Source organism: Pseudomonas sp. K8 (assembly GCF_014889455.1).
Classification (GTDB): Bacteria; Pseudomonadota; Gammaproteobacteria; order Pseudomonadales; family Pseudomonadaceae; genus Aquipseudomonas; species Aquipseudomonas veronii.
Map to the genome: position 1 here is coordinate 89,022 of NZ_VJWO01000008.1, position 15,430 is coordinate 104,451.

Consider the following 15,430-nt stretch of genomic DNA (forward strand, 5'->3'; position numbering starts at 1 on the left):
CCATGCAAGACGTTGTGATTGTTGCTGCCACACGTACCGCCGTAGGCAGTTTTCAAGGATCGCTCGCGAGCATCCCGGCACCGGAGTTGGGCGCTGCCGTAATCCGTCGCCTGTTGGAGCAGACCGGCCTCGACCCGGCCCAGGTGGATGAAGTGATCCTCGGCCACGTACTCACCGCAGGCTCAGGCCAGAACCCGGCGCGCCAGGCGTCGATCCTCGCCGGCTTGCCCCATGCCGTACCCGCGATGACCTTGAACAAGGTCTGCGGTTCGGGCCTCAAGGCCCTGCACCTGGGCGCCCAGGCCATCCGTTGTGGCGATGCCGACGTGATCATCGCCGGCGGCATGGAGAACATGAGCCTGTCCCCCTACGTATTACCTGGTGCGCGCACCGGTTTGCGCATGGGCCACGCCAAGATGATCGACAGCATGATCACCGACGGCCTGTGGGATGCATTCAACGACTACCACATGGGCATCACCGCCGAGAACCTGGTGGACAAGTACGGCATCAGCCGTGAAGCCCAGGACGCCTTCGCCGCCGCGTCCCAGCAAAAAGCCGCCGCCGCCATCGAAGCCGGCCGCTTTGCCGATGAGATCACGCCGATTCTGATCCCGCAGCGCAAGGGCGACCCGGTGGCCTTCGCCGTGGATGAACAACCGCGCGCCGGCACCACCGCCGAGTCGTTGGCCAAACTCAAACCCGCGTTCAAGAAAGACGGCAGCGTCACCGCGGGCAACGCATCCAGCCTCAACGACGGCGCCGCCGCGGTGCTGCTGATGAGCGCCGACAAGGCCAAGGCCCTTGGCCTGCCCGTTCTGGCGCGTATCGCCAGCTACGCCAATGCCGGCGTCGACCCGGCCATCATGGGCATCGGCCCGGTCGCGGCCACCCGCCGCTGCCTGGACAAAGCCGGCTGGAGCGTCGGCGACCTGGACCTGGTCGAAGCCAACGAAGCCTTTGCCGCGCAATCCCTGGCGGTGGCCAAAGAGCTGGAATGGGACGCCGACAAAGTCAACGTCAACGGCGGCGCGATTGCCATTGGCCACCCGATCGGCGCATCAGGCTGCCGCATACTGGTGACCCTGCTGCACGAAATGATCAAGCGCGACGCCAAAAAAGGCCTGGCGACACTGTGCATCGGTGGCGGCCAAGGCGTAGCCCTGGCCCTCGAGCGCAGCTGATTCAAGAGCAACACACGAAAAGGCCCGGTTCCACGAAAAACCGGGCTTTTTTTCGCCTGTCAGTCCGCACGCGGCACCGCAAACACCGCGTTCGCCCGCGCCACGACTTTCTCCCCCACCTGCAGACTCACCGTGGCAAACGCCATTTGCCGGCCACGCTTGTGATGCTCCAGTCGTACCACGATCCACTCCCCCACTTGCACCGCGCCCAGGTAATCGACAGTCATGCTCGCGGTAATCAACGGCAATGGCGGCTCACTGGAAAACGCCATCGCGTAGCCCATGCCGATATCCGCCAGGGTCGCCAACACCCCGCCATGCACCGTGCCGCGGCCATTGGCATGACGGTTGTCGGCGCGCAGGCCGATTTCCAGTTGCAGACCTTCACCCCGGCAATACGCCGGGCCCAACAAGTCGAGCAGCGGGCTGCTGCGCGGCAGTGAGACAAAACCTTCGGGCACGGCGTGAGCGATCATCGCGGAGTCTTCCTTGGAGTCAGGCATGAGGTGTACCCCAGGCCCCACACGGCGACCATTACCATCAGCCGCACATATCCTCTGCAATGCCTGGAGCTGATTCGCCAATCCCGCTCAGGACCGGCCTCAGCGCTTCATACAGCGCTGATAACGCTCATCCACCCGCTGGGCGAACCAGGCAGTGGTCAGGTTGCGAGTGATCTTCGGGCTCTTGAGCACGATGCCCGGCAGGATCGCGCGCGGCAGCGGTTTGCCGGCCGCCGTGTCGGCCAGGGCAAACACGCGGGTGTAGAGCGTGGTCTGCTCAAAATCCAATTGCTCGCCCTGCTCCAGCTGACTGCGGATGCTGGGGTTGCGCATGCCCAGCCGGGCGCCGAGGGAACGCACTGCCAATTCGGTGCTGCCGGGCAGCAGCGAGCCGTAGCGGATCAAATCCCCGTCCAGCGCCAACTCGGTGCCTGAGACGCGGCTGACGGCGGCCTGGAACGCGGCGTTGCGGCTGGCGTACCAACCGGCGTTGAAGTCGGCAAACCGGTACAGCGGCCGGTCATAACTCACTGGGTAACCAAGCAAATGGGCGATGCCAAAGTACATGCCGCCACGTCGCGTGAACACTTCCCGACGGATCGTGCCGTCTACCGTGTAGGGATAACCCCGCGCCTGCTTCTGCGCAAAGTCGATGCTGACTTGCATCGGGCCGGCGGTGTGTACCGGGTTGAAGCCGCCAAACAGCGTATTACCCAAGGGCACCATGCTGATGAAGTCATCGAAGATCCCGCTCAAGTCTTTCTCCGTGCGGGCGGCATTCAAGCGATCGGCGTAGGACTTACCAGTGGGCGAACGCAGTTGCAGTGCCGTGCGGACCAACACCGCCGGCACATGCACCTTGCCGGCACGGCGCAGGATTTCATCCTGGGCGATCTTGCCCATGTTCGGCACGGGTGGGTCGACCTGGAAAGTGGACTCTTGCTCAGTCACCGCCAGCACGGCGCAGATGTTTTCGGTACTCGGGTAGATGTGCTGGGTGTCGAAAGCGGTGTAGATATCCTGGGCCCAACCGTTGCGATCGGCGACCTTGGCGGGCAGCAAACGCACGATCTGCGCCTTGACCTCGGCTTCACTGCGCTCCGGCTGTTGCGGGCCGCGTGCGGTCGAGCAACCGGCCAGCACCAGCAAGGGCGTGAGACACAGGATCAGGCGGCGTAGGTGCATGGAGCTTCCTTGAAGGGCGATGGGTCGGACAGTGCAGATATCGACCGATAAGTCTAACGCGGGTTCGCCCTGTGCCCCCTCGCCTACGCGATGCGAATATGACAGGATCTTTCATCGACCATTCGTACAAGGCGTTTGAATGCCATGCTCAGCATGAACTTTTTCATCACCTGCCTGATCGTTGTACTGATTCCCGGCACCGGCGTGATCTTTACCGTGTCCACGGGCCTCATGGCCGGCAAGCGCGCCAGCGTGTTCGCCGCGCTGGGCTGTACCGCTGGGATCATCCCGCACTTATTGGCATCCATACTCGGCCTTTCCGCCCTGCTGCACACCAGCGCATTGGCATTCGAAGCGCTGAAATTCGCCGGAGCCGCCTACTTGCTGTACCTGGCCTACGCCACTTGGCGCGATCGTTCGGCCTTCGCGGTGAATGACACGCCAACGGCAACCACGGCCCGTGGCCTGATGCTGCGCGGTTTTTTGCTGAATATTCTCAACCCCAAGCTGACGATTTTCTTCCTGGCCTTCCTGCCTCAGTTCGTCACACCGGCCAGCACGGCGCCGGCCTTGCAAATGCTGGTGCTGAGCGGCGTGTTCATGGCCATGACGTTTGCGGTGTTTGTGGTGTATGGCCTGCTGGCCAATGTGTTTCGCCGCGCAGTGATCGAGTCACCACGGGTACAGAACTGGCTGCGGCGCAGTTTTGCGGCGGCCTTTGCGGGGTTGGGCTTGAACCTGGCGCTCGCCCAGCGCTGAAAAACACTGCAACCCACTGTGGGGACGGGCTTACCCGCCCCACAGGTTGGGCGCTTTAGATCCCTGCCAGCGCCAGGTCCATGGCGAAGTAAGTGAAGATCAGGTCCGCGCCGGCGCGCTTGATCGAACCCAGGGTTTCCCGCACCACGCGGTCCTCATCGATCGCGCCTGCCTGGGCACCGAATTTGATCATCGCGTACTCGCCGCTGACCTGATACGCCGCCACCGGCAGGCGCGAGGCTTCGCGGATGTCGCGGATGATGTCGAGGTAGGCACCGGCCGGTTTGACCATCAGCGCATCCGCGCCTTCCTGCTCGTCCAGCAGCGATTCACGCACGGCTTCGCGGCGGTTCATCGGGTTCATCTGGTAGCTTTTGCGGTCGCCCTTGAGCGCGCTGCCACCCGCTTCACGGAACGGGCCGTAGAGGGCCGAAGCGAATTTGGTGGAGTAGGCCATGATCGGAATATGGGTAAAACCGGCGTCATCCAACGCCCGGCGAATCGCCTGAACCTGGCCGTCCATCGCCGCCGACGGCGCGATCACATCGGCACCGGCACGAGCCGCCGCCACGGCTTGCTTGCCGAGGTTGACCAAGGTCGCGTCGTTGTCGACATGGGCGCCATGCATCACACCGCAATGGCCATGATCGGTGTATTCGCAGAAACAGGTGTCGGACATCACGATCATTTCCGGCACGGCGTCCTTGATGATCGAGGACATGCGCGAGACCAGGCCGCGCTCCTTCCAGGTGTCGCTGCCACTGGCGTCCAGGTGGTGGGACACGCCAAAGGTCATCACCGATTTGATCCCGGCGCGGGCATAGCGCTCGATTTCCCCGGCCAGCTTTTTCTCAGGGATGCGCAACACACCCGGCATGCTGGTGATCGGTACGAAGTCGTCGATTTCTTCTTCGACGAAAATCGGCAGCACCAGATCGTTGAGCGTGAACTCGGTTTCCTGGAACAAGCTACGCAACTCCGGGGAGCGGCGCAGACGGCGTGGGCGGGCTTGAGGGAACTGGCTGGTCATGGCTGTCCTGAATAAGGCTAAAAACGTTGGGGCGAAAGCGTATGCCCCCCGACCCCGGCAGCGCAAATGCCAGGCAGGCAATAGTTTATGGCAAGGCCCACAACAATTGCATTGATCTAGAGCTGTAGACGCCCTTCGATGCACACCGCCACGGCACCGCCGACCCAGATCTCATCGCCCTGGCGCTCGATGCGGATACGCCCCGCGCGCCCCATGGCCGTGCCCTGGCTGACCAGGTAACAGTTCGGTGCCAGGCCTTCGTCCAACAGCCATTGGGCCACTCCGGCATTCAAGCTGCCGGTGGCCGGGTCTTCCGGGGACCCGTCGCCGGCGATGAACGCGCGCACTTCAAAGTGCGTATCTACAGCGTCGCGTTCGGGATCGCAGGGGGCAATCACGCCCACCGCCAGACCGAGCAACTGCGAGTAATCGGGCTGCAGATCGAGCACCGCCTGGCGGTCGGCCAGCATCACCGCCAGCCAACCCGCGCCGTTGTCCACCCACTGACTGCGCACAATAGCCTCCGGCGCCAGGCCCAACCCCAGCCGCACGCGCTCCAGCAACGCCGCCTCCAGCGGGCCCGAGCGCAACAACGGCGGCGCGATGAACGCCAGCTCATCGCCTTGGCGACGGATACGCACCAGGCCGATTTCGCACTCCTGGATAATTTCCTCCCCTCGCGCAATGCCCCCCGCCTGCAACCATGCATGACAACTGCCCAGCGTCGGGTGCCCGGCGAACGGCAGTTCCTGCAAGGTGGTGAAGATTCTTACCCGGTAGTCAGCCCGTGGATCGCGGGGCGTGAGTAAAAACGTGGTTTCGCTGAGGTTGGTCCATTTGGCGAAGTCGGCCATCTGTTGCTCGCTGAGGCTGTCGGCCCCCAGCACTACTGCCAGCGGGTTGCCTTTGAGCGACACACTGCTGAAGACATCCAGTTGTTTGAAATCGAAAGTCGGCATGGGCTCAGCTCGGAATGTTCAGGCCACGGATCACTGCCGGACGTGCGACAAAGCCGTCCAGCGCGCGCAGCACATTGGGGAAATCGGCGATGCCGACCAGGTCACCGGATTCGTAGAAACCGATCAGGTTACGGATCCACGGAAACGTCGCGATGTCCGCGATGCTGTAGTCGTCGCCCATGATCCAGGTGCGGCCCAGCAGGCGTTTTTCCAAGACTTCCAGCAAGCGCCGCGACTCGGCGACGTAGCGGTCACGCGGGCGCTTGTCTTCGTAGGCCTTGCCGGCGAACTTGTTGAAGAACCCCACCTGGCCAAACATCGGGCCGATGCCGGACATCTGGAACATCAGCCACTGAATGGTTTCATAACGTGTCGCCGGGTCTTCGGAAAGCAACTGGCTGGTTTTTTCCGCCAGGTACAGCAGGATCGCACCGGACTCGAACAGCGCCAACGGCTGACCGCCGGGGCCGTTGGGGTCGATGATCGCGGGAATCTTGTTGTTGGGGTTCAGCGACAGGAACTCGGGCGACAGCTGGTCCTGGGTCTCGAAGCTGACTTTGTGCGCCTCGTAGGGCAGGCCCAGCTCTTCGAGCATGATCGAGACTTTTACCCCGTTGGGCGTGGGCAGCGAATACAGTTGCAGACGCTCCGGATGCTGGGCGGGCCATTTACGGTTGATCGGGAAAGCGGCGAGTGAATTCATCGGGATATCCCTCGGCGAAAACACCCATGATAATCATCTGCCCGGCATCCTGCATGGGTCATCATTGCGCAACATGCCCTCGCTACTCTCCCCCACGAGCGAACCAAAGTGGCCAAGTGGACTCTTAAGTGCGCTGAACGGTGAATGGAGGCACCCTGTTAATAAGACACGGAACCCGCAGGACGCCGCGTGTGTCACTGGGGCCGGGCTTGTCCGCCTTAATCCGATGCACTGAAGACTCAAACCCAATGACAATAAAGCCTCTGTGCCTTGCGCAACGCCTCAAACGATATTCATACATCATATTACCGCTGTTGCTGGTTGGCGGCGCCCTCGACCTGACCCTGCAATCGCGCATCAGCCGCGCCGAATCGGTGGACGGCGTGCAAACCCTGGTGTTCCTGCGCCACGGCGAAAAACCCGTCGGCGGCCTGGGCCAACTCAATTGCCAGGGCCTGAACCGTGCGATGAACCTGGCCACCGTACTGCCGGAAAAGTTCGGCAAGGCCAACTTCGTCTTCGCCGCCAACCCGACGCGCAATGTCGAGGAAGGCGAAAAAGATAATTCCTACAGCTACATTCGCCCACTGATGACCATCAGCCCCAGCGCGATCAAGCTCGGCTTGCCGGTGAACATCACGTTTTCGGCGAATGACACCAGCGCCCTCGCCGACGAACTGGTGGAAAACAAGTACCACAACGCCATCATCTACACCGCCTGGTCCCACGGCTATTTGCCGGAATTGATCAACAAGGTGGCCAGCGAAGCGGTGGGCGAAAAGCACACCATCACCCAAGACTGGTCCGGCAATGACTACGACACGTTGTATGTGCTGACGCTCACCTGGCATAACGGCAAGGCCTCGCTGCTGAGCCGCAACTACAAGCAGGGCCTGAACAACGGCGAACAAACCTGCCCACCGGCGACGCAGATCAGCGCAGATATCTGAAGGATGGGCGATAGCGGCGTATGATGCGCGGCTATTGACTCATCTGCGGATCAACACCATGTCCAACCTCGTCTCCACCCAGCCCAACCGGGGCTGGTCGTTCTGGTGGAAACCAGCGCTGTTCCTGCTGGTCGCCTGCATCGGCCTCTACTACGTGAAGTGGTCGCCCTACTACTTCAAGGCATTTGTCGCCGCCGACAACCACAGCATCGGCGCGTCGATTCTCAATGACCAGCAAACCTCGCCACTGGCCGCGGCGCTGGCCTACGCCCAGGTGTATTTCCTGGCGATCTGGAAAGCCGCCGTTTTGGCGGTGATCTTGGGCTCGTTGCTGCAAGTGTTGATCCCCCGCGACTGGCTGTTGCGCCTGTTCGGGCGTGCCGGGCTGGGTTCGACCCTGCGCGGCGGGCTGTTCGCGCTGCCCGGAATGATGTGCAGTTGCTGCGCGGCACCGGTGGCGGCAGGCATGCGCCGGCAGCAAGTGTCAGTGGGCGCGGCGCTGGCGTTCTGGATCGCCAACCCGGTGCTGAACCCGGCCACCCTGGTATTCATGGGGTTTGTGCTGGGCTGGGGCTTCACGGCGTTAAGGCTGGTGGCGGGGATTGTGCTGGTGGTGGGCGTGTCCCTGGTGGCCCAGCGCATCGCGCGCCCGGAACAAGTGCCGGAAGCAGCGCTGGGCGCGGTGGCCGAGGCCAGTGTGATCGAGTCGCAACCGTTTTTCAGCCGCTGGTTGCGCACCCTGTGGCAACTGTTCTGGAGCACGATCCCGGTGTATATCCTGGCAGTGCTGGTATTGGGCGCGGCGCGGGTCTGGCTGTTTCCTCATGTGGATGGGGCGATGGCCGACAGCCTGCTGTGGCTGGTGCCGCTGGCGATTGTCGGCACGCTGTTCGTGATTCCGACCGCCGCGGAGATTCCTATCGTACAAACCATGATGACGCTGGGCATGGGCAGCGGCCCGGCAGTGGCCCTGTTGATGACCCTGCCGAGCGTGAGCCTGCCGTCGCTGCTGATGTTGCGCAAGGATTTCGACGCGCGGGTGCTGGTCACCGTGGCCGGCTTGACCATGCTGGTAGGCGTGGTCTGCGGCTTGATTGGAGCGGCGATTCTGTAAGTGGCAGGCGGGGTTGAGGGCCTTATTGCAGGCAAGCATCAACCTCGCAACGCACCACGCTCGCGCAAATACTCCACCACCGCTGCCTGCTCCCCGACAAACTCGATGCGCGCGCCTTTGCTTTCACGCTGGAAGGCGTACATCGGGTCGTAGTACTCGCGCAGCAACCCTTCGATCCACACCCGGTGCAGGTCCACAGCGCCGCTGCGGGTCTGTTCCGCCAGGGCGTCCTGCAGAATCGCCTGCAACCGCTGGAAACGCTCGCCGCCCAGGCGCTTGTGGATATTGGCCAGGCTCTGGGTCAGGCGCTCGCCAAACAGGACGTAGCCGGTTTCGCCAAATACCGCGATGAATTCGGCGCAAAGGTCGACCACGTAATCGCGCAGGATACGTTCAACCCGGCCTTCGACAGTGTCTTCCAGCCACACCATCGCAAAGGTCTGCATGCCCTTGTGCAACGGCAACGGCAGCGCACAACTGCCGATCATGCGGCTCTCATCCTCGACCACAAACTGCTCGACGCCGCCCGCGCGTTTTTTCAGCAGGTCCACCGCCAGGCGGTTCTCGAAGTCGATGTTGGACGGTTGCACCGTGGCCCGCTTGCCGAAGCTGGAACCGCGATGGTTGGCGTGGCCCTCCAGGTCCAGGGAGTTGCGCAGCTGGCCGAGAACTTCGGTCTTGCCAGTACCGGTCATGCCGCCCAGCAACACGAAATCACACTCGGCGACCGCCTGTTCGACGGTCTCCAGCAAAAATCCACGCATGGCTTTGTAGCCGCCGCCGACGCGGGGGTACTCGATACCGGCTTCGGTTTTTAGCCATTGCTGCACGATCTGCGAGCGCAGCCCGCCACGAAAGCAGTACAGGTAGCCGTCGGGATTGGCCTGGGCGAACCGCGCCCATTGCTCGATACGCCCGGCCTTGATCGCCCCGGACACCAGTTCGTGTCCGAGCACGATAGCCGCTTGCTGGCCCTGCTGTTTGTAACAAGTGCCGACCCGCTGACGCTCGTCATCGGTCATCAGTGGCAGGTTGACCACGCCCGGGAACGCGCCCTTGGCGAACTCGACCGGCGCGCGGGTATCCATCATCGGCCGGTCGTTGAGGAAGATGTCGCGGTAGTCGGTGATGTCAGTCGCCATCAAAACACCTCTACCGCGTGGGTCTGTCGCTCAACCAATTCACCGATGGCCTCAAGGGTCAGGCCCAGTTCGCCGGCGACCGCATGAAACTCGGCGTCGCCCGCGGGCGTAACGGCGATCAGCAGGCCGCCGCTGGTCTGCGGGTCACACAGCACGCGCTTGTGCAGCTCCTGCAGGCGCCCGAGCTTGCTCGCGTAGCTGTCGAAGTTGCGCAAGGTGCCGCCCGGCATGCAGCCCTGGTCCAGGTAGTCCTCGATCCCGGGCAGGCGTGGGACTTTGTCGTATTCGATGCGTGCCGTCACGCCGCTGCCGTCAGCCATTTCCACCAAGTGGCCCAAAAGCCCGAAGCCGGTGACGTCGGTCATTGCCGTGACGCCGGCCAGTTTGCCGAAGCGGCTGCCAGGCTTGTTGAGGGTACACATCCAGTCACGAGCCAGGCCGATATCCGCCTCGCGCAATTTGCCCTTCTTTTCGGCAGTGGTCAGGATGCCGATGCCCAGGGGCTTGGTCAGGTACAAACGGCAGCCGACGGTGGCGGTGTCGTTGCGCTTCATATGGCGCTTTTGCACGATGCCGGTCACGGCCAGGCCGAAGATGGGCTCCGGCGCATCGATGGAGTGGCCACCGGCCAGGGGAATGCCGGCCTCGTCGCACACGGAGCGGCCGCCACGGATCACTTCGCGGGCAACCTCAGGCGCCAGGACATTCACCGGCCAGCCCAGAATGGCGATGGCCATCAACGGGTCGCCGCCCATGGCGTAGATGTCGCTGATCGCGTTGGTGGCGGCGATCCGGCCGAAGTCGAACGGGTCATCGACAATCGGCATGAAAAAATCAGTGGTGGAGACCACGCCGCGCTCGTCGTCGATGGCGTACACCGCCGCATCGTCCCGCGAGGCGTTGCCCACCCACAGGTTGGGGTCAAGGTTCTGTGCGCCGCTGCCGGCGAGGATCACTTCCAATACCTGGGGCGAAATCTTGCAGCCACACCCCGCGCCATGGCTGTACTGGGTAAGGCGAATCGGCTCGTTCATGGTGGACCTCAAGCTATCAAGTGCGCGGATTCTAACAGACGGCAAAAAGCCGGCGGGGCTCTTACGAGCACAGCCGGCCTTTTTGGGGTGCTGCGATTACTGGCGGGCGGCCAGCAACCGCTTGTGGCGGTTGCGCCGGGCGATGTTCAAGCACTCGATTGCCGCCGAGAACGCCATGGCCGCATACACGTAGCCTTTTGGCACATGGGCGCCGAAGCCTTCGGCGATCAGGGTCATGCCGATCATGATCAGGAAGCCCAGGGCCAGCATCACCACGGTTGGGTTGTCGTGGATGAACTTGGCCAGCGGTTCAGCCGCCACCAGCATCACGATGACCGAGGTCACCACGGCAACGATCATGATCGGCAAATGCTCGGTCATGCCCACGGCGGTGATGATGCTGTCGATGGAGAACACCAGGTCGAGCATCAGGATCTGGCCGATGGCCGCAGCAAAGCCTATGGACACGGCATTGCCGCTGCTGGCCTTCTCTTCAGGCTCCGGGTCCATGCTTTGATGGATCTCGGTGGTTGCCTTCCAGACTAGGAACAGGCCGCCGGCGATGAGGATCATGTCCTTCCACGAAAACGCCTGGCCGAGGATCTCAAACACCGGCGTGGTCAACTGCACGATGAACGCAATGGTGCTCAACAGGCCCAGGCGCAACACCAACGCCATGCTGATGCCGATGCGCCGCGCCTTGGCCCGGTGCTGCTCGGGTAATTTGTTGGTGAGGATCGAGATAAAGATCAGGTTATCGATGCCCAGCACGATTTCCATCACGATCAAGGTCGCCAGTGCGACCCAGGCGGTAGGGCTGGCGGCCAGTTGTACAAGGTAGTCCATAGATCAATCCTGACGTTGTGCTGGGAAATTAGGCTTCTTTACGCGTCGATTCAGACTCGTTTTGCGGCTGATCGTCTTTTTTCTGCGGACTGATCAGGCCTTGGGTCGCTTCACTCAATGCCTGCTCGGCGGCCTTGTGAGTGTCATCGATCACTTGCTTGGCCGATTCGCTGGCCTTGCCCATCACCTGCTGTGCGCTTTTTTCGACCTGATCACAACCGCTGACCACTACTAATGAAAGCGCAAGCAACGATGCCGCGCCCAGGGAATTGAGTTTCATGATGTTTTCCTCATTAGAACCATTGGGTCCAAACAGTGACCCCTCGATAGCGATGCATTCTATGCAGGGGAACACTTCAGGAAAATTCGTATTTTTCTCGCGTATACTTCGGTTTTAACGAAGTGTAGGCCGGCATGCTCAATTACCGACAATTGCATTACTTCTGGGTGGTGGCCAAGACCGGCAGCATCGTGCGCGCCTGTGAGCAACTGAACCTCACACCCCAGACCATCAGCGGGCAGATCAGTCTGCTCGAGCAAACCTTCGGTATCGCCCTGTTTCAGCGGGTCGGCCGTCAGTTGGAGCTGACCGAAGCCGGGCGCCAGGCGTTGCCCTATGCCGAGCAGATGTTCCAGACCGGCAACGAGTTGGAGGCGATGTTGCGCGCCCAGCCGAACGAGCAGCAGATTCTGTTTCGCGTCGGGGTGGCGGATGTGGTGCCCAAATCCATCGTCTACCGGCTGATCGCGCCGACCATGGAGCTCAGCGAGCCGATCCGCATCACCTGCCGCGAAGACAAACTCGAACGCCTGCTCGCCGACCTGGCGATCCAGCGCCTCGACCTGGTGATTTCCGACAGCCCCATGCCCACGCATCTGGACATCAAAGGCTACAGCCAGAAGTTGGGCGAATGCGGCATCAGTTTTTTCGCTACCCAAGCATTGGCTGACCGACACCGCGGCGTTTTCCCACAGTGTTTACAGGGCGCGCCGCTATTGATTCCGGGGGCAGAGACCGTGGTGCGCAGCCGCTTGCTGCGCTGGTTTGCCGAGCAACAGATCCAACCGAAGATCATCGGCGAGTTCGACGACAGTGCCTTGATGCAGGCATTCGGCCAATCCGGCAGCGGGATCTTTATCGCCCCCAGCGTGATCGCCGATGAGGTGGTGCGCCAGTACGGCGTCGCGCTGATTGGCCAGACCGAGGCGGTGACCGAATCGTTCTATGCGATTTCGGTGGAACGCAAGGTCAAGCACCCCGGCATCGTGGCGATTACCGAAGGCGCCAGGCGAGAACTGTTCACCGCCCTGCCCTGAGGGTTCAAGCGCCAGTCGGCAGCGGTTTGGCGCTCATCAGCCACAGCGCCAGCAGCATCGACACCAGGATGAACCCGGACGCGGCCAGGCCCAGGCTGGCCAGGCCGAGGGTGTCGATCACATGCCCACCGACCAAGGCGCCGAGACCGATACCGAGGTTTCCACCGGCAATATTCAGCGACGCGGCAAACGCCGGCGCATGCGGCGCGGCCTTCATCAGCCGCACATGGCTGACCAGGAACATCGCCGCCTGGGTCACGCCCCACACGGCCATCGCCGCCGCCAGGCCGATGGTGGAGTGAATCGCCGGCACCAACGCGACCATGCCGCCGATCATGAACCCGCAGAACACCATCGACGCAATCAAGGGGTGGCGATCCACCGCACGGCCGCCCAGGGAGTTGCCGATCAACCCGACCGCGCCAAAGCCCATCAGGCACCAGCCGACCAGCGTGCCGTCGAAGCCGGCCAGGCGCTCAAGGATGTCGGCAAGGTAGGTGTAGGCGGTGAACATGCCGCTGAAGACCAGGATCGACAGCAGGATATGCCCCTGCATCAATGGACTGCGCAGCAGCTTGAATTGCGAGCGCAACGTCACCTGCGCGTTCTTCGCCTGTGTCACCGGCAGGTAGACAAACAGCAGCAGCGCCTTGGCCAAGGCAATCACCGCGAGGACCGCAAACGCGCTGCGCCAGCCGAACATATCGGAAATCAACGTGCCCACCGGAATGCCGAAGACGGTGGCGCAGACGATCCCGAAGCCGATCTTCTCGATGGCGCGACCGGCGTATGACGGGCCGACGATGTCCACCGCCGTTTCACTGGCCAGCGCCCAGAACACCGGCAAACCCAACGCCGGAATCAAGCGCGCCAGGGACATCACCCAGATATTCGGCGCCAGCGCCGCCACGCCATTGGCCACGGCGAACATGATCAAAATCGTGATGAACAGGCGCTTGCGCTGGAACCGCGCGCAGTAGGCCGTGAGAAACGGGCCGAACGCCGCCACGGTGAACGCAAACAGGGTCACCAGCAGGCCGGCCTGGGACACGCTGACATTCAGGTCCCGGGCAATCGACGGCAACAGGCCGACGATAATGAATTCTGTGGTCAGCACGGTAAAACCGGCGGCCGACAGCAGCAGGATGGGAAACAGCATGAAAACTCCAGAAACGACGACATCAACGAAAGCCCGGAGGCCCGCTGACGAAGAAGAAAGATGAGAGACGGCGATATTAACAGGATCTGTGCGAATTGGCCGCAAATGGGTGACGGAATGCCGCATCAACAGGGACATTTCCTACAGCATGATAGACTCCGCGCCCGCTTCCTACAGCGCGCTCCACCTGCAATGCTGCGTCCTACTAAAAAAACCAGAGACAACCGTTTATGACTGCTGCCCCTTCCCTTTTCCAACGACTCACGCGCGCCAGCCTGGTCACGCAAATCGTCATCGGCCTGATCGCCGGCATTCTGCTCGCCTTCGTGTCGCCCGACGCCGCCAGGGCCACCGGTTTCATTGGCAAAGTGTTTGTCACCGCGCTGAAGGCCGTGGCGCCGATCCTCGTGTTCGTGCTGGTGATGGCGTCGATCGCCAACCACAAACACGGCCAGGAAACCCACATCAAGCCGATCCTGTTCCTCTACCTGCTAGGCACCTTCGCGGCCGCCGTGGTTGCAGTGATCGCCAGCACGCTGTTTCCCTCGCCGCTGGTGCTCGCCACCCACGACGCCACCGTGAGCGCCCCCGGCGGCATCGGCGAGGTGTTGCAGAGCCTGTTGCTGAGCGTGGTGGACAACCCGGTGAGCGCGCTGATGAACGCCAACTTTATCGGCATTCTGGCCTGGGCCATCGGCATGGGCATCGCGATTCGCCATGCCGGCGAAACCACTCGCACGGTGCTCGATGACCTGTCCAACGGCGTGACCTTGATCGTGCGCGTGGTGATCCGCTTCGCGCCCCTGGGGATTTTCGGCCTGGTGGCCTCGACCCTGGCCACCTCCGGCTTCGGCGCCCTGCTCGGTTACGCCCACCTGTTGGTGGTGCTGATCGGCTGCATGCTGTTCGTGGCGCTGGTGGTCAACCCGGCCATCGTATTCTGGAAACTGCGCCGCAACCCCTACCCGCTGGTATTGCTGTGCCTGCGCGAAAGCGGCATCACGGCATTCTTCACCCGCAGTTCGGCAGCGAACATTCCGGTGAACCTGGCGTTGAGCAAACGCCTGGGCCTGCATGAAGACACCTACTCGGTGTCGATCCCGCTGGGCGCCACCATCAACATGGCGGGGGCGGCGATCACCATCACCGTGTTGACCCTGGCCGCCGTACACACCCTGGGCATCGTCGTAGACCTGCCCACCGCCGTGCTGCTCAGCGTGGTCGCCGCCATTTGCGCGTGCGGTGCGTCGGGCGTGGCCGGCGGTTCGCTGCTGCTGATCCCGCTGGCGTGCAGCCTGTTCGGCATCTCCAGCGATATCGCCATGCAGGTGGTGGCCGTAGGTTTCATCATCGGTGTGTTGCAGGACTCAGCGGAAACCGCGCTCAACTCGTCCACCGATGTGCTGTTTACTGCGGCGGCGTGCCTGGGCAAGGAAGAGCAGCCTACTTAAACAAATGACAAAAAACGCCCGTGGCCGTTCCCTGCAGAACGACCTCGGGCTTTTTTGAAATGCATCACTGTAACGGCCGGGCCTCACCCTCTCG

General features: G+C 62.3%; 16 protein-coding genes. 6 read left to right on the plus strand and 10 right to left on the minus strand.

All coding sequences use genetic code 11. The features are described 5' to 3' along the window. Nucleotides 1-2: 2 nt before the first annotated feature. Nucleotides 3-1,184 carry an acetyl-CoA C-acetyltransferase gene (locus INT12_RS08340; RefSeq protein ID WP_017847043.1) on the plus strand — a complete coding sequence of 394 codons (1,182 nt, stop codon included), beginning with the start codon at nucleotides 3-5 and terminating at the stop codon, nucleotides 1,182-1,184. Nucleotides 1,185-1,243: 59 nt separating this feature from the next. Here the strand turns inward: INT12_RS08340 and INT12_RS08345 are convergent, their stop codons facing one another. Both INT12_RS08345 and INT12_RS08350 read right to left on the minus strand, forming a co-directional pair. Continuing rightward, nucleotides 1,244-1,660 carry a PaaI family thioesterase gene (locus INT12_RS08345; protein WP_017847042.1) on the minus strand — a complete coding sequence of 139 codons (417 nt, stop codon included), beginning with the start codon at nucleotides 1,658-1,660 and terminating at the stop codon, nucleotides 1,244-1,246. A gap of 126 nt (nucleotides 1,661-1,786) precedes the next feature. After that, a complete protein-coding gene (locus INT12_RS08350) occupies nucleotides 1,787-2,872 on the minus strand; it encodes a DUF1615 domain-containing protein (RefSeq protein ID WP_017847041.1) in 1,086 nt (361 codons plus the stop codon). A 144-nt stretch (nucleotides 2,873-3,016) separates the two neighbouring features. Here INT12_RS08350 and INT12_RS08355 point away from each other — a divergent pair, with 144 nt between their 5' ends. Then, nucleotides 3,017-3,631, plus strand: a complete 615-nt coding sequence (locus INT12_RS08355; protein WP_017847040.1) for a LysE family translocator — start codon at nucleotides 3,017-3,019, stop codon at nucleotides 3,629-3,631. 55 nt (nucleotides 3,632-3,686) lie between these two features. Here the strand turns inward: INT12_RS08355 and hemB are convergent, their stop codons facing one another. From hemB to INT12_RS08370, 3 genes are all read right to left on the minus strand, one after another. Further along, complete coding sequence (hemB, locus tag INT12_RS08360; RefSeq protein ID WP_017847039.1) at nucleotides 3,687-4,661, minus strand: porphobilinogen synthase; 975 nt, start codon at nucleotides 4,659-4,661, stop codon at nucleotides 3,687-3,689. Nucleotides 4,662-4,777: 116 nt separating this feature from the next. Further along, nucleotides 4,778-5,620 (minus strand): PhzF family phenazine biosynthesis protein, encoded by an 843-nt coding sequence (locus INT12_RS08365; protein ID WP_193040595.1) that lies wholly within the window; start codon nucleotides 5,618-5,620, stop codon nucleotides 4,778-4,780. A 4-nt stretch (nucleotides 5,621-5,624) separates the two neighbouring features. Further along, nucleotides 5,625-6,323 carry a glutathione S-transferase N-terminal domain-containing protein gene (locus INT12_RS08370; protein WP_017847037.1) on the minus strand — a complete coding sequence of 233 codons (699 nt, stop codon included), beginning with the start codon at nucleotides 6,321-6,323 and terminating at the stop codon, nucleotides 5,625-5,627. 248 nt (nucleotides 6,324-6,571) lie between these two features. On the opposite strand from INT12_RS08370, the gene INT12_RS08375 reads away from it, so the two are divergent. Together INT12_RS08375 and INT12_RS08380 are read left to right on the plus strand one after the other, a co-directional pair. Beyond that, on the plus strand, nucleotides 6,572-7,273 hold the full coding sequence (locus tag INT12_RS08375; RefSeq protein WP_026140035.1) for a hypothetical protein: 702 nt from the start codon (nucleotides 6,572-6,574) through the stop codon (nucleotides 7,271-7,273). A gap of 58 nt (nucleotides 7,274-7,331) precedes the next feature. Then, nucleotides 7,332-8,387, plus strand: coding sequence for a permease (locus INT12_RS08380; RefSeq protein ID WP_026140034.1), 1,056 nt, complete (start codon nucleotides 7,332-7,334; stop codon nucleotides 8,385-8,387). Between the two features lie 38 nt (nucleotides 8,388-8,425). Here INT12_RS08380 and mnmH read toward each other — a convergent pair whose 3' ends face one another. The 4 genes from mnmH to INT12_RS08400 all read right to left on the minus strand — a co-directional run bounded on the left by mnmH (nucleotide 8,426) and on the right by INT12_RS08400 (nucleotide 11,689). Then, nucleotides 8,426-9,529 carry a tRNA 2-selenouridine(34) synthase MnmH gene (mnmH, locus tag INT12_RS08385; protein WP_193040594.1) on the minus strand — a complete coding sequence of 368 codons (1,104 nt, stop codon included), beginning with the start codon at nucleotides 9,527-9,529 and terminating at the stop codon, nucleotides 8,426-8,428. Next, a complete protein-coding gene (gene selD, locus INT12_RS08390; protein WP_177033124.1) occupies nucleotides 9,529-10,563 on the minus strand; it encodes a selenide, water dikinase SelD in 1,035 nt (344 codons plus the stop codon). The genes mnmH and selD overlap by 1 nt, the downstream gene beginning before the upstream one ends. A gap of 96 nt (nucleotides 10,564-10,659) precedes the next feature. Then, complete coding sequence (locus INT12_RS08395) at nucleotides 10,660-11,409, minus strand: TerC family protein (RefSeq protein WP_017847032.1); 750 nt, start codon at nucleotides 11,407-11,409, stop codon at nucleotides 10,660-10,662. A gap of 28 nt (nucleotides 11,410-11,437) precedes the next feature. Then, nucleotides 11,438-11,689: a hypothetical protein gene (locus INT12_RS08400; protein WP_017847031.1), complete on the minus strand. Its 252-nt coding sequence runs from the start codon at nucleotides 11,687-11,689 to the stop codon at nucleotides 11,438-11,440. A 134-nt stretch (nucleotides 11,690-11,823) separates the two neighbouring features. On the opposite strand from INT12_RS08400, the gene nhaR reads away from it, so the two are divergent. Continuing rightward, nucleotides 11,824-12,726, plus strand: a complete 903-nt coding sequence (nhaR, locus tag INT12_RS08405; protein ID WP_017847030.1) for a transcriptional activator NhaR — start codon at nucleotides 11,824-11,826, stop codon at nucleotides 12,724-12,726. A gap of 4 nt (nucleotides 12,727-12,730) precedes the next feature. Here nhaR and INT12_RS08410 read toward each other — a convergent pair whose 3' ends face one another. After that, nucleotides 12,731-13,885, minus strand: a complete 1,155-nt coding sequence (locus tag INT12_RS08410; protein WP_193040593.1) for an MFS transporter — start codon at nucleotides 13,883-13,885, stop codon at nucleotides 12,731-12,733. Nucleotides 13,886-14,115: 230 nt separating this feature from the next. Between INT12_RS08410 and sstT the strand changes: the two genes are divergently transcribed. Then, nucleotides 14,116-15,336 carry a serine/threonine transporter SstT gene (gene sstT, locus INT12_RS08415; protein WP_104903542.1) on the plus strand — a complete coding sequence of 407 codons (1,221 nt, stop codon included), beginning with the start codon at nucleotides 14,116-14,118 and terminating at the stop codon, nucleotides 15,334-15,336. Nucleotides 15,337-15,430 lie beyond the last annotated feature (94 nt).